The organism is Pseudoclavibacter sp. AY1H1 (assembly GCF_002931055.1).
GTDB lineage: Bacteria > Actinomycetota > Actinomycetes > Actinomycetales > Microbacteriaceae > Pseudoclavibacter.
This window is the reverse complement of record NZ_PSXX01000009.1, coordinates 103,826-128,777: the sequence shown is the minus strand read 5'-3', so window position 1 is coordinate 128,777 and position 24,952 is coordinate 103,826. Positions and strand designations below refer to the sequence as shown.

Annotated in this window: 24 protein-coding genes; 12 read left to right on the top strand and 12 right to left on the bottom strand. The window is 69.3% G+C overall.

Annotation, left to right across the window (positions count from 1 at the left end):
- The first annotated feature begins 258 nt into the window (after nt 1-258).
- From C5E05_RS14140 to C5E05_RS14130, 3 genes are all read left to right on the top strand, one after another.
- Nucleotides 259-1,281: an MBL fold metallo-hydrolase gene (locus tag C5E05_RS14140; protein WP_258064881.1), complete on the top strand. Its 1,023-nt coding sequence runs from the start codon at nt 259-261 to the stop codon at nt 1,279-1,281.
- Nucleotides 1,282-1,423: 142 nt separating this feature from the next.
- Nucleotides 1,424-1,645 (top strand): hypothetical protein, encoded by a 222-nt coding sequence (locus tag C5E05_RS14135; RefSeq protein ID WP_104342272.1) that lies wholly within the window; start codon nt 1,424-1,426, stop codon nt 1,643-1,645.
- Nucleotides 1,646-1,721: 76 nt separating this feature from the next.
- A complete protein-coding gene (locus C5E05_RS14130; protein WP_104306419.1) occupies nt 1,722-1,949 on the top strand; it encodes a hypothetical protein in 228 nt (75 codons plus the stop codon).
- Between the two features lie 26 nt (nt 1,950-1,975).
- Here the strand turns inward: C5E05_RS14130 and C5E05_RS14125 are convergent, their stop codons facing one another.
- A complete protein-coding gene (locus C5E05_RS14125) occupies nt 1,976-2,515 on the bottom strand; it encodes a hypothetical protein (protein WP_104342271.1) in 540 nt (179 codons plus the stop codon).
- 152 nt (nt 2,516-2,667) lie between these two features.
- On the opposite strand from C5E05_RS14125, the gene C5E05_RS14120 reads away from it, so the two are divergent.
- Genes C5E05_RS14120 through C5E05_RS14110 form a run of 3 tightly spaced genes read left to right on the top strand, consistent with a single transcriptional unit; the run spans nt 2,668 to nt 6,805 of the window.
- Entirely contained in the window at nt 2,668-3,894 is a 1,227-nt protein-coding gene (locus tag C5E05_RS14120) for a serine hydrolase (protein ID WP_104342270.1), read from the top strand.
- Complete coding sequence (gene dacB / locus C5E05_RS14115; protein WP_219819540.1) at nt 3,891-5,534, top strand: D-alanyl-D-alanine carboxypeptidase/D-alanyl-D-alanine-endopeptidase; 1,644 nt, start codon at nt 3,891-3,893, stop codon at nt 5,532-5,534. The genes C5E05_RS14120 and dacB overlap by 4 nt, the downstream gene beginning before the upstream one ends.
- Nucleotides 5,535-5,578: 44 nt before the next feature.
- Nucleotides 5,579-6,805, top strand: a complete 1,227-nt coding sequence (locus tag C5E05_RS14110) for a serine hydrolase (protein WP_104342269.1) — start codon at nt 5,579-5,581, stop codon at nt 6,803-6,805.
- A 5-nt stretch (nt 6,806-6,810) separates the two neighbouring features.
- Here C5E05_RS14110 and C5E05_RS14105 read toward each other — a convergent pair whose 3' ends face one another.
- From C5E05_RS14105 to C5E05_RS14085, 5 genes are all read right to left on the bottom strand, one after another.
- Nucleotides 6,811-7,248 carry a hypothetical protein gene (locus C5E05_RS14105; protein ID WP_258064880.1) on the bottom strand — a complete coding sequence of 146 codons (438 nt, stop codon included), beginning with the start codon at nt 7,246-7,248 and terminating at the stop codon, nt 6,811-6,813.
- On the bottom strand, nt 7,245-8,210 hold the full coding sequence (locus tag C5E05_RS14100) for a hypothetical protein (protein ID WP_104342268.1): 966 nt from the start codon (nt 8,208-8,210) through the stop codon (nt 7,245-7,247). Before C5E05_RS14100 ends, C5E05_RS14105 begins: the two co-directional genes overlap by 4 nt.
- Nucleotides 8,207-8,767, bottom strand: coding sequence for an RNA polymerase sigma factor (locus C5E05_RS14095; protein WP_104342267.1), 561 nt, complete (start codon nt 8,765-8,767; stop codon nt 8,207-8,209). The genes C5E05_RS14100 and C5E05_RS14095 overlap by 4 nt, the downstream gene beginning before the upstream one ends.
- 89 nt (nt 8,768-8,856) lie before the next feature.
- Nucleotides 8,857-9,534, bottom strand: a complete 678-nt coding sequence (locus C5E05_RS14090; protein WP_104342266.1) for a response regulator transcription factor — start codon at nt 9,532-9,534, stop codon at nt 8,857-8,859.
- Nucleotides 9,522-11,264, bottom strand: a complete 1,743-nt coding sequence (locus tag C5E05_RS14085; protein WP_146081125.1) for a sensor histidine kinase — start codon at nt 11,262-11,264, stop codon at nt 9,522-9,524. Before C5E05_RS14085 ends, C5E05_RS14090 begins: the two co-directional genes overlap by 13 nt.
- A 239-nt stretch (nt 11,265-11,503) precedes the next feature.
- Here C5E05_RS14085 and C5E05_RS14080 point away from each other — a divergent pair, with 239 nt between their 5' ends.
- Complete coding sequence (locus tag C5E05_RS14080; RefSeq protein ID WP_104342264.1) at nt 11,504-12,088, top strand: hypothetical protein; 585 nt, start codon at nt 11,504-11,506, stop codon at nt 12,086-12,088.
- On the opposite strand, the gene C5E05_RS14075 is transcribed toward C5E05_RS14080, so the two are convergent.
- Entirely contained in the window at nt 12,089-13,597 is a 1,509-nt protein-coding gene (locus C5E05_RS14075) for a PucR family transcriptional regulator (protein ID WP_104342263.1), read from the bottom strand.
- 172 nt (nt 13,598-13,769) lie between these two features.
- Here C5E05_RS14075 and C5E05_RS14070 point away from each other — a divergent pair, with 172 nt between their 5' ends.
- The 3 genes from C5E05_RS14070 to C5E05_RS14060 all read left to right on the top strand — a co-directional run bounded on the left by C5E05_RS14070 (nt 13,770) and on the right by C5E05_RS14060 (nt 17,851).
- Complete coding sequence (locus tag C5E05_RS14070) at nt 13,770-15,278, top strand: amino acid permease (RefSeq protein WP_104306428.1); 1,509 nt, start codon at nt 13,770-13,772, stop codon at nt 15,276-15,278.
- Nucleotides 15,275-16,987 carry a flavin monoamine oxidase family protein gene (locus C5E05_RS14065; RefSeq protein ID WP_374953209.1) on the top strand — a complete coding sequence of 571 codons (1,713 nt, stop codon included), beginning with the start codon at nt 15,275-15,277 and terminating at the stop codon, nt 16,985-16,987. Before C5E05_RS14070 ends, C5E05_RS14065 begins: the two co-directional genes overlap by 4 nt.
- Nucleotides 16,988-17,278: 291 nt before the next feature.
- Nucleotides 17,279-17,851, top strand: coding sequence for a hypothetical protein (locus C5E05_RS14060; RefSeq protein WP_146080238.1), 573 nt, complete (start codon nt 17,279-17,281; stop codon nt 17,849-17,851).
- A 57-nt stretch (nt 17,852-17,908) separates the two neighbouring features.
- Here the strand turns inward: C5E05_RS14060 and C5E05_RS20570 are convergent, their stop codons facing one another.
- Nucleotides 17,909-18,199, bottom strand: coding sequence for a transcriptional regulator (locus C5E05_RS20570; protein WP_146081123.1), 291 nt, complete (start codon nt 18,197-18,199; stop codon nt 17,909-17,911).
- Entirely contained in the window at nt 18,196-18,597 is a 402-nt protein-coding gene (locus C5E05_RS20565) for a hypothetical protein (protein ID WP_146081122.1), read from the bottom strand. Before C5E05_RS20565 ends, C5E05_RS20570 begins: the two co-directional genes overlap by 4 nt.
- 169 nt (nt 18,598-18,766) lie before the next feature.
- On the opposite strand from C5E05_RS20565, the gene glsA (C5E05_RS14050) reads away from it, so the two are divergent.
- Both glsA (C5E05_RS14050) and glsA (C5E05_RS14045) read left to right on the top strand, forming a co-directional pair.
- A complete protein-coding gene (glsA, locus tag C5E05_RS14050) occupies nt 18,767-19,804 on the top strand; it encodes a glutaminase A (RefSeq protein ID WP_258063177.1) in 1,038 nt (345 codons plus the stop codon).
- Nucleotides 19,805-19,814: 10 nt separating this feature from the next.
- Complete coding sequence (gene glsA, locus C5E05_RS14045) at nt 19,815-20,861, top strand: glutaminase A (RefSeq protein WP_308471902.1); 1,047 nt, start codon at nt 19,815-19,817, stop codon at nt 20,859-20,861.
- Between the two features lie 211 nt (nt 20,862-21,072).
- Here glsA (C5E05_RS14045) and C5E05_RS14040 read toward each other — a convergent pair whose 3' ends face one another.
- From C5E05_RS14040 to C5E05_RS14030, 3 genes are all read right to left on the bottom strand, one after another.
- Complete coding sequence (locus tag C5E05_RS14040; RefSeq protein WP_104342261.1) at nt 21,073-21,963, bottom strand: exonuclease domain-containing protein; 891 nt, start codon at nt 21,961-21,963, stop codon at nt 21,073-21,075.
- 310 nt (nt 21,964-22,273) lie between these two features.
- Entirely contained in the window at nt 22,274-23,536 is a 1,263-nt protein-coding gene (locus tag C5E05_RS14035; RefSeq protein ID WP_104342312.1) for an MFS transporter, read from the bottom strand.
- Nucleotides 23,537-23,657: 121 nt separating this feature from the next.
- Complete coding sequence (locus C5E05_RS14030) at nt 23,658-24,899, bottom strand: helix-turn-helix domain-containing protein (RefSeq protein ID WP_181059618.1); 1,242 nt, start codon at nt 24,897-24,899, stop codon at nt 23,658-23,660.
- Nucleotides 24,900-24,952: the final 53 nt, after the last annotated feature.

Here is a 24,952-nt window from a genome sequence, read left to right as displayed (position 1 = left end):
CTCGCCGGGTGCTGACCAACTTCAGTGCAGAATCGCGCTTCCTCGCTGTTCCAAGGGCGGTTTGGGCCGTTCTGGCACTGAAGTTGGTCACGGAGGTCTCCGGCTTGGAGCTTCGGGCGGCGTCCGCGCCCGCACGCCCGCCCCACGCGCGCTGTCGGTGTCGGAGTTACTGCCGGTGTCTACGCGCGCGTCCGCGTCCTAGGCTTCTGGCATGGGATGCACTTGGCACGGAGCTCCGCCAGAACAGGTGACCGCGGCATGAGCGGCTCGAGCGTCGCGGCGAGCAGCGCCGCGCAGGAAGCGGCCTGGCACGACGGAGCCGTGGCGCCCCTCGAGGCGGTGCGGGACGGGATCTGGACGGTGGGCAGCCCGATGCCCGCGGGGCCGACGCCCGGCGGCCGCATCCCGTGCACGCTCGCTTCGGTGATCGCCGACGACGCGGGTGGCGTGCACGTCATCGACCCCGGCTCAGACTCCGACGGAAACCTTGCCGTGCTCGCCAGTGCCATCGCGGCGACCGGCCACCGGCTCGACCAGGTGCGGTCGATCATCGCGACGCACCTGCATCACGATCACCTCGGTCTGGCCGAGCGGCTCCGGGACGCGACGGGTGCGCCGATCGTGCTGCACCGTGCCGAGCAGGCGGCGCTCGATGCGCTGGCTGCGGACGTGCCGAGCGTCGAGGTCGAGACGGCCAGGCTCGTCGACTGGGGTGTGCCGGTCGATCGCCGCCCGGAGATCCTTCGGCTCGTCGGGCGGTCGGCGACGCCGGTCTCGCTGCGCGCTGACGTGCTTGTCGATGACGCGCAGCTGCTCGACGTGCCCGGCAGGCGGCTGCGTGCCGTCCACACCCCGGGCCACACGCCCGGGCACCTGTCGATCGTCGAGGAGGAGGCCCGGCTGGTGTTCACCGGCGACCATGTCTCGCCCGTGCTGCACCCGGGCCTCGGCCTCGGCGGCGACGATGGCAACAACCCGGTGCTCCAGTACCAGCACTCGCTGCGGCGCATCGTCGAGCTCGGCGTCGACGAGGCCGTGCCGGGGCACGGCTACCGGTTCGTGGGGCTTGCCGAACGCTGCGGTGAGCATGCGCGCCACCACCAGCGCCGCACCGATGAGGTCGCCGGCGCCCTCGAAGCATCGCCCGACGCCTCGATCTTCGAGATCGCCTCTCGCCTCACGTGGTCGGCCGGCTGGGCGAGTCTCGAGGGCTTCACGCTGCGTTCGGCGCTCCAGCAGACGGCGATGCACATCGAGGCCGTGCGGACCGAGACGGCCTGAGTGCGGCCAGACCCGGGCCTGCCCAGGTGCGACGGCGCCAGCGGAGCCAACTCGGAGCTGCGCCTGGTTGACTGCTGCGAACGTGATTTCTGGGGGAGCGCGACCGGAGCGCGAGCCACGACATCCAAGACCGGAGGCCAACATGGAAGACGCCACCACTCGCCGCTGGATCCTCGCGGGGCTCGTGCTGCTGTCGGTGCTTGTCGTCGGCGCGTCCTTCCAGACCGGGGATGTGCTCCTGCGCATCCTGCTCATCCTGCCGACCGCGCTCCTGTGGGTCGTCTACCGTGAGGCTGAACGACGCCGACGAGACGCGCAGGTCTTGGCAGCCGAGGTCGACAGCCAGGGCGCCGGCCGCCGCTGACCGGCGCACGCAGCACCGGAAGCGCTTCGGCGCAACCCCTGCGGCTGGTGGATGTTCGTCGCGTAGCGTCCGGTCCATGACCTATGAGCCAACAGGTGAAAACACGTCCGACGAGGGCCAGAGCGCCGCGGAGGCGGCCGAGGCCGCCGAGCGGGATGCGCTGCGAAGCGTCCGCGCTGTGGGCGAGGACCGCGGCGACCCGGACGCAGCTCGACACGAGAGCGCGCCCACCCCGCCGAGTGAGGTCGACCCCGAAGCTGGCACGGATGCCGAGGGCTTCCCGGTCGAGAACCCGTCCGGCTGACTTGGGACAGTAAGACGGGTCTCTCCTCAGCTTCGAGTGGGCGCCGTCTCGCCCTGGGGAGTTCCCCAGGCGTCATTCCAATAGCGCGCATCGGTGCTGCCCGTTCGAACGATCTCGTCGTGCTCGACGGGCGCTGACCAGAGCTGCAGCAAGTACGAGTCGACCACTTCGTCTTCGAATTCGCCGTCATGGCCCGCGTCGCGTCCTCGGGCAGTCACGCGGAGCCTGTATGTGCCACCGGGCAGATCGAACGCACCTGCGTCCATGCCGGTGAAGCCGCTCCACCACACTTCTCGGTCGTCGGTGAGCGTCACGGAGACTTCGACGCAGTCTTCGCCGGGGGCGTCGAGCTGCGGGCGCGCCTCGAGCAGCTCGATCTTCACCGCGGACCCTCCCGCGCGACGTGCGAGGCAGACGAACAGCATGCCGGGCAGTGCGGCCCCAACCCAACCGTTCTGCTGCCCGGCGAAGTGGGGCGCGAGCTCGCCGTCGTAATCGAACGCCTCCCACGTCAGGTAGAAGAGTCCGTAGTCGGTCATGACGACCTGGTCGAGGAGCACTGTCATACGGGCATCCTGCCAGCACGCGCGCGACGCGTGCGGCACACCAGCTCAACAGGGACCTAGGTCCATTGTCGCGCGTGCCCGCATCGGCGAGTGTGATTCCTGAGATGTGATCTTCCCGACGTCTCTCAGGGAACCTCGACGAATGAGGAATCATGCGCAGCCCCCAAGCCCCCTCCAGAGCATCCCAAGCATCCAGAGCACCCCGATCTGCTCGTCTTCTCGGCATGGCGGCGATGGCCGCTGCCATCGGCCTGTTGGCGAGCGGATGCACGTCTGCCGGCGGTGACGGCGCGGGGAGCGCGACTGACCCGACGGCTCCCGAGGTCACGCGCCCCGCCGCGCCGGACGGCGAACTGCCCGCGGAACTCCAGGACGGTCTGCAGGCTGCCCTCGACGCGGTGATGGCCGAGCTCGAGGTGCCAGGTGCGGCCGCCGGGGTGTGGATCCCGGGCCAGGGCTCGTGGACGACGGCCACGGGACTCGCGAACGTCGAGGACGGCACGCCCGTCACGACGGACATGTCGTGGCCGATCCGCAGCATCACGAAGTCGTACACGGTCACGCTCATCCTGCAGCTCGCCGACGAGGGCAAGCTGAGCCTCGACGACACCATCGATCAGTACGTCGAGGGCATCACGAACGGCGACAGGATCACGCTCCTGCAGCTCGCGAACATGTCGAGCGGGAACGCCGACTACGTCACGGAGGCCTTCCAGGATGAGTTCCTCTCCGACCCGACGAAGATCTACACCCTCGAGGAGCTGAACGCCCCCGTCGTCGATCAGCCGGCGCGGTTCGAGCCCGGCGCCGAGTACTTGTACACGAACGCCAACACGAACCTGCTCGGCGCGGTCGTCGAGAAGGTCACGGGCGAGCCGTACGCGGATGCGCTCGACGCGCGCATCCTCACCCCGCTCGGGCAGACGGGCACGACGTACCTGACCGACGTGGACGACTGGGCGCAACCGCATCCCACGGGCTACGTCATCGACGACGGCAAGCCCGTCGTGCAGAGCGAGAACCCGTCGATTCTCGGCGCCGCCGGCTCGCTCTTCTCGACGCTCGAGGATGGGCGTGCCTGGGCGGAGACGCTCGGTTCGGGATCACTGTTGAAGCCGGAGACGCAGGAGCTTCGCCAGGTGGGCCATGAGATTCCGAAGCCGCCCTACGACCTGTATGCGGTGGGGATGGGGGAGACGAACGGGTGGCTCGGCCATAACGGCGAGGGGCTCGGCTTCACGGCCGCCACCTTCCACGATCCCGCGACGGGCGCGAGCATCGTCGTCTACATGAACGAGTCGGACAGCCCTGCTGGGCATCCGGCGGATATCGCCTTCCGCGCCCTCGCTGAGGTCCTCGCGAACGGAGCGGGCGCGTGATCGCCGACGGTGTTGCCGGGCGAGCACGCGGAGCAGGGTTCGGCCGCGGCGCCCGCGTCCTGACGGCGGGGGCCGTCGCGATGCTGCTGCTCACGGGGTGCGTCGCGGCCGACGCGAACGATGCGGACGTCCCGGTGTGGGACGGGACGACGCTCGTGTCCGTCCCGGGGCTTCCGGATGCGGCACTCGAGGTCATGAATCAGCCGCAGTTCGCGAGCGGCCGCTGGTCGATCGCGGTCGAGGATCTGGACACGGGCGAGGTGCTCGTCGACTTGGACGGCGAGAAGCTCGCCGAGCCGGGCTCCTTCGTGAAGACGTACAGCGCTGGCGCTGCGTGGGTGAAGTGGGGGCCGGACCACACGGTTGTGACGCCCGTGAAGCAGTCGGGCGAGGTCACGGCGGGAACGCTCGACGGTGATCTTGTGCTGGTCGGGCAGGGGGATCTGACGATGGGCGGACGCACGAAGGACGACGGCAGCGTCAGCTTCGCGAACCTCGACCACAACGACGCGAACCCCCTGCCGGGGGCGACGCTCACGCCCGAGGATCCCCTCACGGGCCTCGACGAGCTGGCCGCGCAGGTGAAGGCGTCCGGGATCACGACCGTCAGCGGTGACGTGATCATCGACGACCGCCTGTTCCAGGGCACGCTCGCCGAGCAGCCGATCACCCCCATCGTCATCAACCAGAACCTCCTCGACGTGCTCGTCACGCCGGGGGAGGCGGGCTCGCCGGCAACCGCTGCGCTTACACCCGCCGTCGGAAAGTGGGCGCTCGACCTCCAGGTGGAGACGGTGCCAGCGGGTGAGGAGTACAAGGTCGAGGCACCCGAGCTGTCTGCGAGCGATCCGAACACGATCGTCGTGACCGGCACGATCGCCGCGGACGCCGCCCCCGTGCTACGGGTGTTCGAGTTCGACGACCCGTCGACCTTCGCCCGCACGGCGTTCATCGAAGCCCTGGAGCGCGCGGGGGTCACTGTCAGCGCCGACCCCTTCGCGGAGAACGCGAAGTCGGCCCTCCCGAACTGGGACGCCGTCGAGGCGCTCCCCGCGGTCGCGGAGCTCGAGTCGCTGCCGCTCGCCGAGGAGATCACCTACGTCATGAAGGTCAGCTACAACCGTGGCGCGCAGACCCTCGTCTGCCGCCTCGCGGTCGACGCGGGCAAGACCGACTGCAATAAGGACGGCATGCGGGTCGCGCAAGCCATCTGGGCCGAGGCAGGCCTCGACACGACGGGCGCCTCCCTCGTCGACGGCTCCGGGCTCGAAGGCAACTACATCACCCCGAAGAACGCGGTGCAGATCCAGAGCCTCATGGCGGAGCGTCCCGACGCCGAGCGGTGGCGCGACACGATGCCGATCCTCGGCGTCGACGGGTCGCTCGCCGACGTGCAGAAGGACAGTCCCGCCGCGGGGAAGGTCTTCGCGAAGACGGGAACCCTCGCGAGCGCCGACGCGTTCAACGGCAGGCTCCGGCTCGGCACCAAGACCCTCGGCGGCGTCATGGTCACCGAGTCCGGCCGCAACCTGGCCTTCACGATCATCGTGAACCAGGGCTTCTACGAGGGCATGCCCGGGGTCTTCGAAGCGAACGATGACGTCGGCAAGGTCGCGGCGATCATCCAGCAGGCGTACTGACCGAGCATCCCCGAGTTCGCACGCAATCCATGAGGAGACAGCACATGTCCACGATCGCGAAGAGAACGACGTACACGGCGACCGCCATGGTCGCCGCCCTGGCCCTCGTCTCCTGCACGGCGCAGGCCGCGGAGACCGAGGCACCGACATCCACGCTGAAGCCGTTCGACGAAGCGGCCGTGACTGCGATCTTCGAGGAGACCGCGGAGGAGCTCGGCCAGCCGGGTGCCGTGATGCTGCTGCGCACGCCAGAGGGGGAGTTCACGGCGACCTACGGGGTGACGAGCCCCGGCGGCAGCACTCCCGTCTCGGTCGACGACCACATCCGCATCGGCTCCAACACGAAGACGTGGACGGGCACCGTCATCCTGCAGCTTGTGGAGGAGGGCAAGATCGCGCTCGCGGACCCCGTGTCGAAGTACCGGCCCGACGTGCCGAACGGCGACAACATCACGATCGAGCAGATGCTGCTCATGCGCAGCGGGCTCGCCAACTACACGGAGACGCTCGAGCTCAACACGGCACTGGATGAGGACCCGGACCGCGTGTGGGAGCCGGAGGAGCTCATCAAGATGGCGCTTCCTCTTCCGGTCGACTTCGAGCCGGGCACCGACTACCACTACTCGAACACCAACACGATCCTCCTCGGGCTCATCGCCGAGGACCTCGACGGGAAGCCGCTCGCCGAGATCTACGACGAGCGGATCTTCACGCCGCTCGGCCTCGACGAGACGTCGTTCCCCGAGATCGGGGACAGCAGTATCCCATCGCCGCACTCCGACGGCTACTTCTGGTGGACCAACGTCAACACGATCGGCTCGTCGAAGCTGCCGCCGGACCTCATGAAGCAGGTCGAGGAGGGCACGTTCACGCCCAACGACGGCACCCTCGACAACCCGTCGTGGGCGTGGTCGGCCGGTTCCGGCATCTCCACCGCGGGCGACCTCGCCGACTGGGTGGAGGCGCTCGGCGGGAAGAGCGGCGACATCCTGGAACCGGACATGCAGCAGGCGCGCATGGACAGCTTCCAGCCCACGACGAAGAACCCGGCTGACCCGTCCTACGGTTACAACATCGCCCACTTCGGGCAGTTCTACGGCCACACGGGCGAGCTCCCCGGCTTCAACTCCTTCATGGGCTACGACCCGGTCGCCGACGTGACGCTCGTCGTCTGGGCGAACCTCGCCCCGGCCGCGAACGGTCAAGGGCCCGCCACCGAGATCGCGAAGCAGCTCATCGGCACCCTCTACAGCTCGCCCGTCGCGAGCTGACCGGCTTACGGCTGGTACGAGGTGTTGGTGATGCCCAGCTCGAAGAGCTCGCCTTCCCAGAGCAGCTGACCCGAGAGGATGCCGACGACGCTGGCCGCCACCACGGAGGCCGCTCCGATCGCGAGTCCTTTCCACCGCCATGCGCGCCAGCCGAACGGGAGGAGCAGTCCCGCCCCTACGAGGTGAGCGAGCACAAGCGGGACGCCGCCCGTCAGCTCTGCGAACCCCGCCATCGTCGTGTTGGCTGCCAGGGCCTTCGGCTGCTCCGTCTGTGCTTCGAACTGGGCAAGCGCGTACCCGTTCCAGGCGAGGATCATCGCGACGAACCCGAGGCCGAAGAACGTCCAGAACAGGGCGCGAGCTGTGGTCGGTGCCTTCCTGGCGGCGGGGCGCTGGCCCGTCGGCTCGGGTGCGAGCCCGCGGTCTCCGAGTGGCTGGTTCACGAGGCTGCCTGCCAGAACGCCATGGGTTGTGCGGGACCCCCGCAGATCGCGGGTGTCTCGGGAGGGGCGGAATCGATGCCGCCGCTGCCGCCGATGGTGTCGCCCTCGCCGACAATGCCAACGCCGGGAACGTCCACTCCGCGGCCGTCCTGCGTCAGTGTGGAACCGAAGGGGAACTGCAACAGGGTCTCGTAGTCGTTCTCGATCACGACCCAGCAGCCGCCCTCGTTGAGCCCGAGCGTTCCGCCGATTCGTGCCTCCATGATCGTCTCAGGTGCTTCGCTGGCGGCGAGGAGCACGGTCTCGCCGATCGTTGTGGTCTGTGTCTCGTCGATCGTCGGCCAATCGTCGTAGCCATTGGTGTAGATGATCACGAGGTCGTCGGACGACGTGCAGTAGAGGTTCCACTCCGCTTCGATCTGCTGCGTCGGCACGAGGGTGATCTGCCATTCGCCGTCGACGACGTTCGTGATCGACTTGTCGTTCACGTAGAAGCTCTCGTACTGTTCCGTCGACTGGACGTCCGGATCGGGGCGCCATGCGTCGACGCACCCGGCGATGGCCTCGGCCTCGGTGAGCCGCGGCTGTGCTGATGCCTCGAGCGGTGACGGTGAAGTAGTGGCGATGGGGGTGGTGCCGACGACGGGGGCCGGGTTGCCGAGGTAGGTGGTCGCGGCGACGACGAGTGCCGCCACGGCTGCGCCCGTCACTGCGACGATGCCGATGCCCCACGCGAGGCGCCGTCGAGTGCGGCTCCTGCGGGATCGCCGCGAGGGTGCCTGGAGTGCGCCAGCGCCAGCTGCACATGCACCTGCGGCCGCGCCCTCGCGATCGGTCGGGTCGGTTGCGAGGATGCTCGCCTTCCTGGCCGCGGCCACCTCCCGTTGGGCGTCGGTGAGAGATGTGCGCGGCGCGACATCGAGTGCGCGCAGGCGCTTGAGGGTTTCGTCGTCGACGTTCATGCCTGCTGCTCCGTCACGGTCGAGGGGCTGGTGCGTGGTGGTGTGGCGCGCTCGAGGTGCTCCCGGAGCGCGGCGCGCGCCCGGTGGAGGCGAACGCGGTAGCTCTGCGCGCTGATGCCGAGCACCGATCCGGCGAGTGCGGAGGGGAGCTGCTCCCAGATCGCGAGGGAGAGCACCTCCTGGTGGCTCGGGTCGAGCCGCTTCCAGGCGGCGGAGAGGTCGAGGCGCACATCGGCGGCCAGCGATTCGAGGTCCGGCGTCCGGGCCTGCTCGGCGTCCGCGATGCGCACGCCGAGCGCGTCGCGCTTCCCGTGCTCTCGCCATTCGCGGAGCAGGCAGTTGCGAGCCGTGCCGAGCAGCCAGGCGCGAGCCTCGTCCCGGACGGTCGGCACCGTGTCGAAGCGCCGCCACGCGGTCAGGAACACCTCGTGGGCGACGTCCTCGGCCGCCTCGTGGCTGGTGCGGCGGGTGACGAAGCGCAGCACGTCGACGTACGCGTCGTCGTACAGCGCCGAGAAGCGCTCCGCGCGGCTGGGTTCGAGTCTGTTCGGGCTCACATCACCTACATGCCCAGAAACGGGCGAGTGTTACAAATCGTGGTTCCAGAATGCCCGTCGGCGTTTCGCGTGGCACCCGCGGGTGAGCCTCAGCGCCCGCCGCCGGCATCCACGTCTCCGGCGGCCGCGAGGTAGCGGACGACCGCGAGCACTCGGCGGTGGTCGTCGGCAGCGACGGGCAGGTCGAAGGCGTCGTAGATGTTGGAGGTGTGGTGCACGACGGCCTTCTCGGAGGAACCGAGCCGCGCGGCGATGTAGCTGTTGCTGCGGCCTTCGGCCATGAGCCCGAGCACGTCGAGCTGTCGGGGCGTGAGCTCCCCGACGGGCCCGCTGATCTTCGTCGCCCGCGCGAGGAGCACGGCCACGACGTCGGGGTCGAGCACGGTGCCGCCCGCCTGCACGTGGCGCAGATCGGCGGTGAAGGCCCGAACGTCGGCGATGCGCTGCTTGAGCAGGTAGCCGACGCCACCGTCGCGTTGCCCGATGAGCTCGCTCGCGTAGCGCCGCTGCACGTGCTGTGACAGCACGACCACGGCGGCCTCGGGATGCGCCTGCCGGATGCGGAGGGCAGCGACGAGTCCCTCGTCGGTGAAGGTCGGGGGCATCCGGATGTCGGTGATCACGAGGTCGGGCGCGAGCCGCGCGACCTCGACCTCGAGCTCGACGGCGGTGCCGACCGCAGCGACCACCTCGAAGCCGTCGTTGCTGAGGACATGCCTGAGCCCCTCGCGCAGCAGCGCTTCGTCTTCGCCGATCACGACCCGCATGGCAGCTCCACCCGTACTTCCGTTCCCGATCCGAGGGGCGAGACGAGCTCGAAGGAGCCGCCGAGGGTGTCGATCCGGTCGACGAGCCCCTTCAACCCGGTGCCATCTTCGACCCGTGCCCCGCCACGGCCGTCGTCTTTCACGGTCACGCTGAGCAGCGCGCCTCGCTGCGCGATGCGCACGTTCACGGTGCGCGCGTCTGAGTGCTTGACGGCGTTCGTGAGGGCCTCGGCCATGATGAGGTACGCCGACTGCGACGTCGCGGGGGCCAATGTGCTGTCGTCGGCGTCGCTGACGAGGCTCGCGGGGATCTCGAGGCGATCGACGAGGTCTTCGGCGGCCGCCGTCAGCCCGCGCTCGACGAGCGCCGACGGCAGCACCGCGTGCACGAGGCGGCGGAGGTCGGCGGCTGCCGTGTCGATGCGGTGCCTGAGCGCGGTCGCCTCTGTCACCGTCGACGGATGCGCGTCACCGGAGTTCGCGATCTGCTGGGCCTCGAGCGCGAGCAGCACGAGCTGCACCTGCAGGCCGTCGTGGAGGTCGCGGGCGATGCGGTTGCGCTCGCGGTCGGCGGTCTCCACGATGCGGAGTCTTGATTGCTGCAGCGCATCGTTGCTCGCGAGGAGCGCGGCGGTGAGGCGCTCGCGGTCGAGCGCGATGGCGAGCACACGACCGGCTCGGCTCACGGTTTCCGGGTCTGCGATCATCCGCTCGTCGTAGGTGATGGCGCCGACCAGTCGGGACTCGACGTGCACCTCCTGCCACTGACGTGGTGTCGACTGGGCGCGGACCTCCACGTCGAGGCCCGCTTCGTCGACGAACACCTGCCGGTTCTCTGCCCAGTACGCGACCCGCAGCGAGTCGTCGCCGAGCGAGCGGGCGAGCGCCGCCCCGACGACGGTTCGCGCGGAGCCGGCCAGGCTGAGCCAGGCGCTGAGCACCTCCGCCTCCACGGTCTGGGCGTAACCGCCGATGAGCACGCCGAGGAGGAAGGCGATGGGGATGCCCGCGATGACGACCAGCTGGATGGAGCCGATCACCTCGCCGGGCGCGCCGAGGAGGCGCAGCACGTTCGCGGAGAGGGGGATGCTCAGCACCGCGAGGATGCCGTACAGGTACAGGGGGAGCAGGACGCGCAGGTTCTTCGGGTCGGCCGAGCGGAGGCGGCGGATGAGGAGGGCCGCAGTGACCCCCATGACGCCGAGGCCGACAAACGCCTGCACCCAGACTCCGACGAGGTGCGGGAGCGTGTCGGGCGGGAGCACGTACAGCGGGATCTGCAGCAGGAGCGTCACGCCGTAGCCGACGGCGACCGTGGCGATGGAGACGCGCCCCTGCAGACGTCCGGACGGGAAGGCGTGCAGCAGGTGCACCGTGACGGCGAGGATGAGGGTCGCGAAGATGGTGCTCAGCTCCACCAGCACGGGGAGCCCCAGGTTGCCGACCCCGCCGAGGAACATGGCGATCGCGCCGACGAGCAGCAGGCCGCCGACCATGCTCAGGGGGCGCTGCCACCACGCGATGACGCCGGCGGCCGTCCAGACGAAGAACACGGCGGTGAAGGCGAGCGGCACCCAGAACGGGACGGGCGCATCCACGCCGACGGCGAGCTGCACGCCGCCGAGGGCGAGCGCCAGCACGGCGATGAGCAGGAGGGCCGGGCGCAGGGCATCGCCTCGCGTCGCGCGAAGCGGGATGCGTGCTGCTCGGGCATCGATGGAACGGGTCACGTCGAGGGCACCTCGGCTCAGGCCAAGTGATGCAGCGGTGCGTTCGGCGAGCACTGGTCTCGCTGAGGTGCGGTGCTGCGCGCTGGGAGAGCGTGCCCGAAGCCTACCGCGACGGCGGGCGCCTGCGGTGGCGCGCGGGCTACCCTGGTGGCTTGCTCGTGCGGCTGGCCGACCGCCGTCTGCGCGGGGCGGAGAAGCCCGACTCGGGGCACGCTCGGCGGGCAGAACGGAGGGGCCGCATGTCGGTACGGGCTGGGCGATGGTTTCTGGTCGTCGCCGCCGCTGCGTTGCTCGTCGGCCTCGCATGGTTCGCGCTCGTCGAGGCTGCCGCGGGGCCGTGGGCGCAGGGCTCGGTGGGCGGCGCGGTCCTGGCGATCCTCGGGGCCGTGGCGTTCGCCGTGGGCGGGGTGCTCTTCGGCCGGTTCGTCGAAGCGAGGGTCGAGAAGACCGGTCTCGTGATCAACGCCGTTCGGCGCAGGGGGCGGGTCATCCCGCTCGCCGTCATCGACGAGGTCGTCGTCGTCGAGCGCCTGCTGCTTCCGACGAGGATGGGACCGGGATCTGCCGCGCGAGTGATCCTGCGGGGCGGCGGCGACACGATCGCGGCGTTCACGCCGCATGGTCTCGGGGTCGTGGATGCGCTCCGCTCGGCCGGGTGCCGCGTCACGCTGGTCAGCGAGCCGCTCTCCCCGGTGCTCGTGCGGCGCCGATACCGAGGCGGGGCGAGTTTCGGTGAGGTTCTCGTGGCGGGGGCGCCGTTGTTCGCGATCGTCGTCGCAGCGCTGGTGCTGCTCTGGGTCCTGACCGAGTGGTTCGCCGGGTAGTTACTCCACGTACTCGAGGGCGATGACGAGCTCGGCGCGCACGCGGGCGTCGTCGAGGTCGAGCCCGAGCAGCCCCCGCAGCTGGTCGATGCCGCGGCGCACGCTGTTGCGGTGCATCCCGAGTTCGCGGCCCGTCGCATCCCAGTGCCCGTTCGCGTGCAGCCAGGCGCGCAGCAGCGCGAGGCGCGCGTTCCGGGCCTCTGCGTCGAGCTCGAGGAGCGGTTCGAGACGTCGCTCGGCGAGGGCACGTCCCGAGGCCGCGCCGATGAACGAGTGCACGGGCGCGAGGTCGGCGCCGACGCGCACCACCCCGCCGTCTTCCCTCGCTCGCCGCTCGAGGGCGCGAACTTCCGCGGCGGATGCGCGCAGCTGCTCGGCCGTGACGGGCCGGCCGACGACGAAGCTCCACCCCTCGTCGAGGAACGCGGTGAGGCGCCGTTCCGTGACGTCGAGGCGGGTGATGAGGGTGACGGTGGCGTGCTCGGCCGAGATGGTGACGAGCTTCGTGTCGAAGAGGCTGCGCCAGCGGTGCAGCTCGCTCGCGTCTTTGAGGGTGGAGGGCGCGCAGGCGACGACGACCCGGAGGGTTCGGGCGCGCGCGTCTCCGCCGGCCGCCTGCAGGAGGAGGTCGCGCCACAGCTCGGTGTCCGGGCCGCCGTCCGGGCGCGCGAACACGTCGTCGGCTTCGAGGAGGAGCGGCACGAGCAGCTGGCCGGGCGCGACGCTGCCTGAGGTGCGTTGCCTCGCGATGAGCTCGAGCATGCCGTGCGCCGTCGTGAGGAACGCGTGCGCCGTCGAGCCCGCCGGGGGAGCGGCCTCCACGAGCAGCGTGCCGAGGGCGGCCCCGCCGAGGCTGCGCAGCGGGTAGGCGGCCGGTCCGCCCCTCGTCTGGTCTGCCGACTCGGCGAGGGCGCCCAGCACGGGCGCGGGTGGTACCTGGCCGGCCCGCGCGCGCACGGCGCCGCCTGGTCCGACGATCGCCGCCCAGGAGCCGAGCCGCTCGGCGAGCGCCGCCGCCACGGCCGTCTCGGGCTGGTCCGCGGATGCGGCGCGCAGCAGCCGGCGGGTCGCGTCGGCGAGCGTGCGCAGCGCATCCACTCGCCGCAGCTCGGTCATCTCGGCGAAGGTGCGCGACACGGCCACGAACGGGGTGTCGTTGGGGATGCGCACGAGCGTGAGGTCGCTTGCGGTGCAGGCCTCGAGGAGGGCTGGTGGCACCTCGTGGAACACCGGGTCGATGCCGAGGCCGAGCGCGACGACGCCGGCGCTGACGGCCCGTTCGACGTAGCCCTCCAGCTCCGCGTGGTCGAGATCGCGCAGCCCGACGCCGGCCGTCAGCAGGAACTCGCCGCCGAGGAGGTACGGCGTCGGGTCGGTGAGGTCGCTCGTCGCGACCCAGCGGATGCTCACATCGAGGTCGCCGGGCACGAGCACCTCGAGGTGCAGCTCGGGGCGTGCGAGCAGCTGGGCGAGTGAGATCTGGCCGTGCGGTGACGAGGGTGATGGCATGCGAGCTCCCGTGCATTCTGTCGCATCTTCGCGACGAACCGAGCATATCGCCCGTGGAAGCACTGCGTGGTGCGACCATACGATTGCCAGGCCCAGCACTGCTGGGCGCAGTTGGACAGCGCCGATCGATCCCTGATCATGCTGGTCCCGAACCCAAGAAGGGCAACCGTCAATGGCGACACCACCCACCACAGCCGGCCGGTCACGCACGCCGCTCGGCACGCAGCTGCTGCGCCGCAAGCCGCTGGAGCAGCTCACCGACGAGTCCCTGACCGAGTCGGGCGAGGGCGGCCTGAAGCGCACCCTCGGCATGTGGCAGCTGACGATGATCAGCGTCGGCGCGACGCTGGGCACAGGCATCTTCGTGATCCTAGGCACCGCGGTGCCGCTCGCCGGCCCCGCCGTCTGGATCGCGTTCGCCGTCGCCGGCCTCGCCGCGCTGCTCTCGGCCCTCTCGTACGCCGAGATGGCGAGCTCGGTGCCCGTCTCCGGGTCGAGCTACTCCTACTCCTACGCGACGATGGGCGAGGGCGTCGCCTGGGTGTGCGGCTGGTGCCTGGTGCTCGAGTACGGCGTCTCGGTGGCCGCCGTCGCGGTCGGCGCCGGGCAGTACGTCAACGAGACGCTCGGCGTCTTCGGCCTCGCGCTCCCGCCGGCGCTCGCGAACCCGATCGGCCTCGACGGCGGCTTCTTCAACCTGCCAGCCGCGGCGCTCGTGATCGTCGCGATGCTGCTGCTCGTGCGCGGCGCGAAGGAGAGCGCGTGGGTGAACACCGTCATGGTCGCCATCAAGGTCATCGTGCTGCTCATCTTCGTGTTCATCGCCTTCACGGCGTTCACGACGGCGAACTTCGAGCCGCTCGCCCCCATGGGCGCAGCCGGCGTCGCGGCCGCCTCGAGCCGCCTCTTCTTCTCCTACATCGGCTTCGACGCCGCCTCCACGGCCGGCGACGAGGCGAAGAACCCGCAGAAGGACCTGCCGCGCGCGATCATCCTGTCGATGGTCATCGTCACGGTCGTGTACATCCTCGTCGCGGTCGCCGCCATCGGCGCGCTCCCGTGGACCGAGTTCAACGACGGCGAGGCGGCGTTCGTGCGCATCCTCACCGACATCACGGGCCAGCCGCTGCTCGCGCTCATGTTCTCGGTGGGCGCGGTCATCGCGATCGCGAGCGTCGTGCTGACGGTCTACTACGGGCAGACGCGCATCCTGTTCCGCATGTCGCGCGACGGCATGGTGCCGAAGATCTTCGGCCGCGTGCGCCCCTCGACGGGCACCCCGGTAGCCGGCACGGTCATCGTGGGGTCGATCATCGCGGTCGTCGCCGCGTTCATCCCGCTCGGCGAGCTGGCGGATGCGACGAGCATCGGCACGCTGTTCGCGTTTGCCCTCGTCAACCTCTCGGTCATCTACCTGCGCCGCGCCCGCCCCGAGCTGCCGCGCAGCTACAAGGTGCCGTTCTTCCCCGTCGTGCCGATCCTCGGCATCGTCATGTGCCTCGGCCTCATGGTCACGCTCGGCGGCACCACCTGGATGGTGTTCGGCCTGTGGATGCTCGTGGGTGTCGGCCTGTACTTCGCGTACGGTCGGAAGCACTCCATCGTCGGCGCCATGAGCGAGAACGACTACGTCAACGCGGCGACCGCCGCGACCCCCGTCATCATGAAGGAGCACAAGTGACCATCGCGACCCCGATGCCGAGCGGCCCGCAGCGCGCGGAAGGCGCATCCACGCCGCAGGACTCCCAGCCGGTGACCATGCTCAACCCGGACTTCCCGTTCAGCTACGACGAGTTCCTCACGCACCCGGCCGGGCTCGGCTCGGTGCCGGAGCGGATGCACGGCACCGAGGTCGCCGTCGTCGGCGCCGGTCTCGCGGGTGTCGTCGCCGCGTACGAGCTCATGAAGATGGGGCTGAAGCCCGTCATCTTCGAGGCGGACAGCATCGGCGGACGCCTCAAGACGCGGTCGTTCGATGCGGCGCCGAGCGTCATCGCCGACCTGGGCGGCATGCGCTTCCCCGAGTCTGGGCGCGCGTTCTACCACTACGTCGACCTCGTCGGGTTGGAGACGCAGGCGTTCCCGAACCCGCTGGCGGAGGTGACGCCGTCGACGGTCATCGAGCTCGCCGGCACCTCGTTCTACGCCGAGACTCCCGCCGACCTGCCCCCGTTCTTCACGGAGGTGGCGGAGGCGTGGAAGCGTGCGCTGACGGAGGAGGCCGACCTGGTTCGCATCCAGGACGCCATCCGCGCACGCGATACGGAGACCCTGAAGGCCGCATGGAACGAGCTGGTCGAGAAGTTCGACAACCGTTCGTTCTATGGATTCGTGGCAGAGAGCGCGGCCTTCAGGGATCTCAGCTTCGAGCACATCGAGGCGTTCGGGCAGGTGGGCTTCGGCACGGGTGGTTGGGACACCGACTTCGGCAACTCGATCCTCGAGATCCTGCGGGTCGTGTTCACGAACGCCGACGACGCGCACCGCCGCATCGTGGGCGGCGCGCAGAAGCTGCCCGTCGACCTGTGGCACCACGAGCCGACCGAACTGGAGCACTGGCCCGAGGGCACGAGCCTCGCGAGCCTGCACGGTGGGGTGCCGCGGGGTGCAGTCGCCGCGATCAAGCGCGGGCAGAACGGTGGCGTCAGCATCACGGAGAAGTGGGGGCGCACGCAGGAGTTCGCGTCCGCCATCGTGACCTGCCAGTCGTGGCTGCTGTCGGCGCGCATCGATACGGACGAGGAGCTGTTCACGCCCGAGATGTGGACGGCCATCGAGAAGAGCCACTACATGCTCTCGTCGAAGACGTTCGTGATGGTCGACCGGCCCTTCTGGCGCGACCTGGACCCGGCGACGGGGAAGCCCGTCATGAGCATGACGCTCACCGACCGCCTGCCCCGCGCGACCTACCTCATCGACGAGGGCCCCGACAAGCCCGCCGTGATCCTGCTCTCCTACACGTGGAACGACGACGCCCTGAAGTGGCTGGCCCTCGACGCGTCGGAGCGCACGCGGCTCATGCTGCATTCGCTCGACAAGATCTACCCCGGCCTCGACATCGGCGCGCACATCGTGGGGGAGCCGATCACCGTGTCGTGGGAGGCCGACCCCAACTACATGGGCGCGTTCAAGAACAACCTGCCCGGCCACTACCGGTACCAGGAACGCCTCTTCGGCCACTTCGTGCAGGACGAGCTCGACGACCACCAGCGGGGCATCTTCCTCGCGGGCGACGACATCTCGTTCACGGCGGGCTGGGCCGAGGGTGCGGTGACGACGGCCCTCAACGCCGTGTGGGGCGTCGCGAAGCACCTCGGGGGCGCATCCGCTGCCGGGAACCCGGGGCCGGGGGATGTGTGGTCGGAGCTTGCTCCGGTGCGCCTCGACTGAGTGACACGCCCGGGCCCCACTTGAGAGGGTCCTGGCAAGCACGTGGGCAGGAGCGGCGAGCACGCGCAGAATCGCTGCAGTATTCCTGCTGAGCTGCCTGGATCGCGCTGCCTTCCGGCTCTTCGCGCGCTTTGATTCGCCCAGCGCGTCGACCGGTTCGCCGAGCTCGGGCAGGGCGTATGCCGCCTGGAAGACTTGTTGCCGGAGGTCACCGCGACCTCCACCAAGGAAATCTCACACAGAAAGCGGGGGTTCGCCCCCGCCCGACGCACAAGATGAATTGGAGTGATCATGAAGGTCCGCAACAGGTTGGTCATGAGCGCGACGGCCGCGACGCTCGCTGCTGCATTCTTCGTTCCCACGACCGCAACAGCTTCGCCGAGCACGACGACGTTCACGGCGGCATCGTCCGGTGCGATGACGCAGGGGCAGGAAGCCGAATTGGCGCAGACCCTCGAGAGCCTCTTCGAAGAGGCGCTCATCCTCGGGCCCGATGGCGTCGTCTCCTACGACCAGGAGAAGGCCGCATCGATCATCGGCGAGCAGGAAGCCGCCGACATCGGTGCCTCGCTCGAGGCGGCGCGTGCGCAGGGCGCTGGGCCGCAGGCATTGCAGTCATCCCAGGCCCGCGCCGCATCCACGGGGAACGCGTTCGTGGACTGCATGGTCGAGAACAGTGTCATCGGACTGATCTCCGGCATCGTCAGCGGCGAGATCGCCGAGCTCATCCGCGACAAGAAGTGGGACGAGGTCGCGGAGAAGGTCGGCCCGAAGCTCGTGCGCGCCGGAGTTGCCGGCGGCATCGCGGGCGTGGCCGCAAGTCTCGCGGCGGGTGCCGTGCAGTGCAGCCTCTTCAGCGACTGATCGGGGCTTCCTGACGGGTCGCCCATTCCTGGGCAAGTCGGCTACGGGCTGGGTGGTTCAACCACCCAGCCCGTAGCGCTGCAAGTCGGCCAGGAGTTCGCGGAACCGCTCCCGTCCGCTCGGCGTAGCGCGCACGAGGGTCTGCGGGTAGCGGCCTTTCTGGCCCTTTCTGACCTGGACGAGGCCTGCCTCGTCCAGGAACTTCACGGTTCTCGAGATCTCCGGAACGCCGAGGTCGGTGAACTCCCCGATGGAGGCGTAGTCAGACTCCTCGACCTGCACGAGGAACCCGAGCACCTTGAACCGCGGCGGTGAGAACAGCGCTCGAAGCTCTGGCGTCTCGCTCACGGCCGCGGCTTCCGAAAGACGGCGATGACGAGGGCGAAGAACAGAGCGACCGGGACGAGGGGCAGCGTGAAGACGATGCCGGTGTCGAGGGGAGCGGCTCGGAACGCGTTCCACGCGGTGACGAAGGAGGCGACAGCGACGCCGATCGACAGCCAGTGGGTCCACGGCGCGATGTGCGGCTCGTTCTTCCTGCCGACACGAAGCGCGCGGAAGGCGACCATGGCGAGCGCGGCGAATCCGGTGAGGACGAGGCCGGCGGTGTTGCCGACGGCCGCCCCCGCGACGCCGAAGTAGGCGACAACGGGGATGCCGAGGAGCATCACCCAATCGAAGGCCGAGAGTGTGCGCTTGGGGCTCTGTGGCAGTCGGAGCTGCTCGGGGTGCTCTGCTTCGGTCATCGACCTTCCTCTCCATCGATTGATGCGTGCATCTAGTTTCATTTATGCAAGTAGTTGCCGCAACCGGGCCAACCGGATGTCCAGGGTTCTCTCACCTGCCTGGGCCGATCCCGGCTTCGCCCCGGTTCGGTCAGCTGCCCGCCGTGCGGGGCTGGCTAGGGTTGCCCACATGACGCAGACCACGGTGGACGCAACGCACATGTTCGGCGACGAGCCGGAGATGGTGCACTCGAGCCGCTCGGCGATCTCGACGGGGCAGCTACCCGACTCCGACGACGTCAAGACCGCGGTCGACGAGACGTACGAGCAGTTCTCGTCGGTCGACGACGGCGAGGTGCCCGACTACATTCCGGCGCTGGCGGATGCGGACCCGGACCTGTTCGGGATCTGCATCGTCTCCACCGAGGGGCAGTCGTACAGTCGCGGCGACGCTGAGCTGCTGTTCACGATCCAGTCGATCTCGAAGGCCTTCGTGTTCGCGCTCGTGCGCGAGGAGGTCGGGCACACGAAGGCGCGCGAGCTGGTGGGCGTCAACAACACGGGCCTGCCGTTCGACTCGGTCATGGCGATCGAGCTGAACGGCGGCCGCACCATGAACCCCCTCGTCAACGCGGGCGCGCTGGCCACGTCGGCGCTCGCGCCGGGGGAGACGTGGGAGGAGAAGTGGGACTTCATCCTGAGTGGCCTCTCCGCCTTCGCGGGGCGCGACCTCGAGATCGACGAGGACGCGTTCGCGTCGGAGCGTGAGAACAACATCCGCAACCAGGGCATCGCGCGCCTCCTGCAGAGCTACGGGCACATCACCCTCGACCCGCACGAGGTCACCGAGCTCTACACGCGGCAGTGCGCGCTGCTCGTCACCACCGAGGACCTGGCCGTCATGGGCGCGACGCTCGCCGACGGCGGGAGGAACCCGAAGACTGGCGAGCAGGTCATCGGGCAGGGTGCATCGAGGGATGCGCTCGCCGTGATGGCCGCGAACGGCCTCTACGAGGCGAGCGGCGAGTGGCTGTACGAGATCGGGATGCCCGCGAAGAGCGGCGTCTCGGGCGGGCTCGTGACGATCGCCCCAGGCAAGGGCGGCTTCGCGAGCTACTCGCCGCGGCTCGACGACGCCGGCAACAGCGTGCGCGGCATCAAGGCGGCCAGGCACCTGTCGAACGAGCTCGGCATGAACCTCTTCGCGTCGGGCACCGTGCAGGACTAGATTCGGGGTCGTGACGACTCTCCCCGAACAGACGCTCCTGCCGGAACACCCGACCGCGTTCCCCAGCGAGCCGGACCTCGTGCATCCCGACACCCGCGTGGTGTCGACTGGCAGGCTGCCGGATGCCGATCACGTGCGGGAGATGCTCTCCGAGACGTACGAGCGGTACCGCCACGTGCAGGACGGCGCCGTCGCCGACTACATTCCCGCGCTCGCGGAGGCCGACTCGTCCTGGTTCGGGCTGAGCCTCACCTCGGCGAACGGGCACCGGTTCTCGTTCGGGGACGCGCAGCTCAAGTTCTCGATCCAGTCGATCTCGAAGGCGTTCGTCTACGCGCTGGTCGTGCAGGAGCTGGGGCACGAGGAGGTGCGCGAGCGCATCGGCGTCAACAACACGGGGCTGCCGTTCAACTCGGTCATGGCGATCGAGCTCAACGGCGGACGCACCATGAACCCGCTTGTCAACGCGGGGGCGATCGCGACGACGTCGCTCGTGCCCGGGAAGACCTGGGATGAGAAGTGGGACTTCATCCACGCGGGGCTGTCGAACTTCGTCGGCCACCCGCTCGAGATCGACGAGCGCGTCTACGAGTCGGAGATGAAGACCAACACGCGCAACCGCAGCATCGCGAGGCTGCTCGAGAGCTACGGGCACATCTCGCTCGACCCGACGCAGGTGACCGAGCTGTACACGCGGCAGTGCTCGCTGCTCGTGACCGCCGAGGACCTCGCCACGATGGGCGCGACGCTCGCCGACGGCGGCGAGTGCCCCATCTCCGGCGTGGATGTCGTCGATCCGTCCGTGAGCCGCGACGTGCTGTCGGTGATGGCGACGAACGGCATGTACGAGGCGAGCGGTGACTGGCTGTTCGAGGTGGGCATGCCGGGCAAGAGCGGCGTCTCCGGCGGCATCGTCACGATCGCGCCCGGCAAGGGCTCGCTCGCGACGTTCTCCCCGCCACTGGATGCGGCCGGCAACAGCGTGCGCGGCATCCGCGCCACCCGGCACCTGTCGAACAAGCTCGGCCTGAATATGTTCGCGTCGACGGTGCAGTAGGCGTGGGGGGCTTGCGCTCTGCGCGGGCGCTCTCGGCGATCGCTGCCCGGCGTTTCGCCCTCTGAGGTGACCTTCAGCGGGCGAAACGCCGGGCAGCGATTGGTGGGTCAGGCTCCGATGTCGGCACGTTCGGCCGCGGGGATCGTGCGGAGGCCGGTGGTGTCGAGGGAGTGGCGCTTGTCGCGGCGCTCGACGGAGACGCCGAGTGCGCTCAGCGTGCGATCAGTTCGAGGAACACCTGCTCGGTGACGATCTCGACCCGCTGCCCCTTCGCGGCGAGGTCCATGGCCTTCTGGATCTTGCTGCTGACCTTCGCGCCGGGGCGAAGCGTGGCCGGATCGTAGCCGCCCATCACGACAAGCGTCGTCTTCTTCGTCACGCCGCCGCTCACCGTCGCTCCCTTTTCTGCGACCAGCTTCTGCGCATCTCCGCGGGTGTGGCTGTCGAGGTCGCCGGAGAAGCAAATCACCTCACCGAAGAGCGGATGCGTGGGGTCGGCGTGTGCGTTCGTTTCCGGGATGACGCTCTGCTTGTGCGCATACGCGGACCGGCTGGCTCGTGCTTTCGCGGGTCTCGACTCGGGCCACGCGCTGGTGACGTCGCTGACTCCAGTGTGGGTCGAGAGGTGCAGGACGATCTGGGCGCACGCGAGCGCATCCGCCCCGGCGTCGTGGTGAGAGAACGAGGGGAGGCCGAGGTGCTTGGCGACGTGGGGCAGCTTGTAGCTGTCGAGCTGCAGCCGCGCTTTCGCGAGGACGAGAGCGTCGAAGAACTCGAAGCCCGGGTCGCTGAGGCCCAGGAGCGAGTTGGCAGCGTTATACGCGCCCTTGTCGAAGGAACTGTACGCAACGATCGGGGCCGATTGCACCACCGTGGTCAGGCGCCGAAGAGTCTCACCCCAGGTGGGCGCTTGCTGCACGTGCGAGGCGCTGATGCCGTGGATGTGCGTGTTCGTGAAGACCAGGCCGGTTGGTGGATTGATGAACCACGAGTCGGTGGAGACGATGCGACCGTCGCGCACGTCGGTGACGCCGATCTGGCACACCGAGCCTCGCTGGTGGTTTGCGGTCTCGAAGTCGATTGAAACGAAGTCCAGCGCCATTGCATGTCCGATCGTCGGGGGTCTCTGAATCCTAGGGACGTTCTCCGGTGCGCGAAGGCCCGGGGATACACGGGGACCAACGTTGAGCACGCCTTAGTGCGGGGCGGCCGTTGGGGCAACGCATGATTGTGGGGCCGACTCGCTCCTGCGAAGAACTGCCGCCAGTCTGCGGCGCGGGTCTTCGCTCTCTCGCTGTCCATCGCTGCCCGCCGACGCCGCCTCTGCCTGGGTTCTCTCGGCGATCGCTGCCCGGCGTTTCGCCCTCTGGGGTCATCTCCAGAGGGCGAAACGCCGGGCAACGATTGGTTGGTCAGGCCCCGATGTCGGCGCGTTCGGCTGCGGGGATCGTGCGGAGGCCGGTGGTGTCGAGGGAGTGGCGCTTGTCGCGGCGTTCCACCGAGACGCCGAGCGCGGTGAGGGCCATGCCAAGGACGGCGAGGACGACGCCCACCCAGCCGGGTGCGAGGTAGCCGAGGCCGCCCGCGATGACCATGCCGCCGAGCCAGGCGCCGAGGCTGTTGCCGACGTTGAACGCCGCGTGGTTGATGGCTGCTCCGAGCAGCGCGGCTTCGTCGGCGATGCGCACGAGGCGCGACTGGATGGCCGGCAGCAGCGAGGACGAGGTGAGGCCGAGGAAGAACACGGCCACGAACAGGCCGACCGGGTTCGACGCGATGAGGCTGTAGAAGACGAGCGAGGCGATGAACGAGCCGAAACCGACGAACATGGTTCGGGTCAGGTTGCGGTCTGCCGCCCATCCGCCGATGAGGTTGCCGAGCGTCATGCCGACGCCCAGGGTCGCGAGCACCCACGGCACGATGCCGGGGCCGAGGCCCGTCTCGCGGGTCGTGACCTCGGCGATGTACGAGTAGACGGCGAAGAAGCCGCCGAAGCCGATGGCGCCGACGGCGACCATGATCCAGAGGCGCGGGTTCTTGAAGGCGATGAGCTCCTTCATGGCGCTGCGTTCCGGGTTGCCGGGGTAGCGGGGCACGAAGAAGAACACGAGCAGGAACGTGACGAAGAAGATCGCGGCGACGAGCACGTACGCGTAGCGCCAGCCGCTGGCCTGGCCGAGCCAGGTCGCGAGGGGCACACCGAAGATGTTGGCGATCGTGAGGCCGGAGAGGGCGAGTGCGACGCCCTGGCCCTGCTTGCCTGGGCCCATGATGCGGGCGGCGAGCAGGGAGGCGACGCCGAAGTACGCGCCGTGGGGGAGCGCCGCGATGAAGCGCATGACGGCGGTCGTGCCGAAGTCGGGCATGAGCGCGGAAGCAGCAGAGGCGACAATGAAGATGCCGAGGAGCCAGAAGGCGAGCTTCGTCTGCGACATGCGGGCCGCGAGCACCGCGAAGACGGGGGCGCCGACGACGACGCCGAGGGCGTAGGCGGAGATGAGGATGCCGGCCTGCGCGATCACCGCATCCGGGTTCTGCTCGAAGCCGGGGAGCAGCTCGCGGGCGATGTCGGGCAGCAGGCCCATCGTGGCGAACTCGGTGACGCCGATGCCGAAGCCTCCGAGCGCGAGCGCGAAGAGGGCGATTCCGCGCCGGAAGGGGGTGAGTTCTGGCATGACCTGCATGTTGCGGACCTCTGCTTCTGAGATAGGGGACTGGGTTCGCAACACTGCGGAGGTACCAGGCTATTCCCAGCCGGGAGAATGTGCGAACAATCGGCCGAGTGGATGTGGTGGGTCAGTTGTCCGTCGCAGTGACGGCGATGCCGGGCGCGAACCGGTAGGGCGCGGCGACGAGCACGTCGCCGAGGTGGCGGCGGAGACGGCTGATCTCGGCCCGCACGGTCACGTCGTGTTCCGACGTCCCGTAGAGGCGAGCGGAGAGCTCGGGAGCGGTGAGTCCTCGGGGCGAGGCGGCCAGGAGGAAGAGGATGTCGGCTTGGCGGGAGGGGATGCGCACTTCGCGGGAGCCGGTCGGGGTGCGCAGTTCGACGAGCGCACCAGTGCCTATTGCCGACAGGGTGATCGTGGTCTCGGGCGGCGCATCCGCTGGTCTTCTCGATGCACGTGCCGGGCTCAGCAGGAAGCCGCGCTCCAGCCCGGTCACTAGCACTTCACCTGATGGGGTGGTCCAGGTGTCGCCCGACTTGAGGCCGCGGGGGAGCGGGATGCGGGAGCTCACGTCGACGCCGTATGACGCGGCAACCCAGCCCCATTCGTCGACGACGGCCCACGGATGGTCGAGCTCGCGGGTGGCGCTAAAGCTCGCGGCTCGCAGCTCGGTGATGTCGCGGTGGTGGCGCTCGCGGAGGTCTTGTGCGGCCGCCCGAGCGAGGAGGGAGATGAGGCCGAGCGACATGGGGTGCGCGTCGGCGACTTCGAAGGAGAGGTCGACGGTGCCGAGCGTTCGGCCGTTTCTAGGGTCGCGGACGGGGGCTGCGGTGCAACTCCAGAGGTGCTGGGAGCGGGAGTAGTGCTCGGCTCCGTGCACCTGGACCTGGCGGCGGGCGGCGAGGGCCGTGCCGATGGCGTTCGTTCCGACGCTGTTCTCGCCCCAGGCTGCGCCTTCGACGAAGCCGAGGTCGTCGGCGCGGGACAGCATCTGCGTGCCGCCGCTGCGGGCGACGATGCGGCCGTGGCGGTTGCTGACGACGAGGACGGCGGTGTCGTCGCGAAGCAGGGTCGAGAGGTGGCCCAGGTTCGCGCGGATGAGCGACGTCAGCAGGAGGGCGTCGGAGTCGAGATCGCTCGTTGCGGGGGCTCCAGCGGAAGTGGCTTCGGCGTGTTTTGCGCTCGCGGGGGCGCGACTCGGGCGGACTCCGCGGCGGCGAAGCCGCGCCCACGAGTCGGCGATGACGTCTCGCGGATGTGCGGGTGCTCGTTTGCTCGAGAATTCCGCGTCGTACACGTCGCTGAGGAGGCGCGAGTATGAGGTGAGATCTTGTGCGGAGGGGAACGCCGCTTCGAGGGAGAGCGTCATGCCGTCGCCTTTCTGGCGGACCGGCTCGCGTCGTTGCATCTGCTGGCATCGTG

What these genes read in the sequence shown, in the direction of transcription:
- C5E05_RS14140 (WP_258064881.1), top strand. Translation starts at nt 259, where the DNA reads ATGAGCGGCTCGAGCGTCGCGGCGAGCAGCGCCGCGCAGGAAGCGGCC.
- C5E05_RS14135 (WP_104342272.1), top strand. Translation starts at nt 1,424, where the DNA reads ATGGAAGACGCCACCACTCGCCGCTGGATCCTCGCGGGGCTCGTGCTG.
- C5E05_RS14130 (WP_104306419.1), top strand. Translation starts at nt 1,722, where the DNA reads ATGACCTATGAGCCAACAGGTGAAAACACGTCCGACGAGGGCCAGAGC.
- C5E05_RS14125 (WP_104342271.1), bottom strand. Translation starts at nt 2,515, where the DNA reads ATGACAGTGCTCCTCGACCAGGTCGTCATGACCGACTACGGACTCTTC.
- C5E05_RS14120 (WP_104342270.1), top strand. Translation starts at nt 2,668, where the DNA reads ATGCGCAGCCCCCAAGCCCCCTCCAGAGCATCCCAAGCATCCAGAGCA.
- C5E05_RS14110 (WP_104342269.1), top strand. Translation starts at nt 5,579, where the DNA reads ATGTCCACGATCGCGAAGAGAACGACGTACACGGCGACCGCCATGGTC.
- C5E05_RS14100 (WP_104342268.1), bottom strand. Translation starts at nt 8,210, where the DNA reads ATGAACGTCGACGACGAAACCCTCAAGCGCCTGCGCGCACTCGATGTC.
- C5E05_RS14090 (WP_104342266.1), bottom strand. Translation starts at nt 9,534, where the DNA reads ATGCGGGTCGTGATCGGCGAAGACGAAGCGCTGCTGCGCGAGGGGCTC.
- C5E05_RS14080 (WP_104342264.1), top strand. Translation starts at nt 11,504, where the DNA reads ATGTCGGTACGGGCTGGGCGATGGTTTCTGGTCGTCGCCGCCGCTGCG.
- C5E05_RS14075 (WP_104342263.1), bottom strand. Translation starts at nt 13,597, where the DNA reads ATGCCATCACCCTCGTCACCGCACGGCCAGATCTCACTCGCCCAGCTG.
- C5E05_RS14070 (WP_104306428.1), top strand. Translation starts at nt 13,770, where the DNA reads ATGGCGACACCACCCACCACAGCCGGCCGGTCACGCACGCCGCTCGGC.
- C5E05_RS14060 (WP_146080238.1), top strand. Translation starts at nt 17,279, where the DNA reads ATGAAGGTCCGCAACAGGTTGGTCATGAGCGCGACGGCCGCGACGCTC.
- C5E05_RS20565 (WP_146081122.1), bottom strand. Translation starts at nt 18,597, where the DNA reads ATGACCGAAGCAGAGCACCCCGAGCAGCTCCGACTGCCACAGAGCCCC.
- glsA (WP_258063177.1), top strand. Translation starts at nt 18,767, where the DNA reads ATGACGCAGACCACGGTGGACGCAACGCACATGTTCGGCGACGAGCCG.
- C5E05_RS14040 (WP_104342261.1), bottom strand. Translation starts at nt 21,963, where the DNA reads ATGGCGCTGGACTTCGTTTCAATCGACTTCGAGACCGCAAACCACCAG.
- C5E05_RS14035 (WP_104342312.1), bottom strand. Translation starts at nt 23,536, where the DNA reads ATGCCAGAACTCACCCCCTTCCGGCGCGGAATCGCCCTCTTCGCGCTC.
- C5E05_RS14030 (WP_181059618.1), bottom strand. Translation starts at nt 24,899, where the DNA reads ATGACGCTCTCCCTCGAAGCGGCGTTCCCCTCCGCACAAGATCTCACC.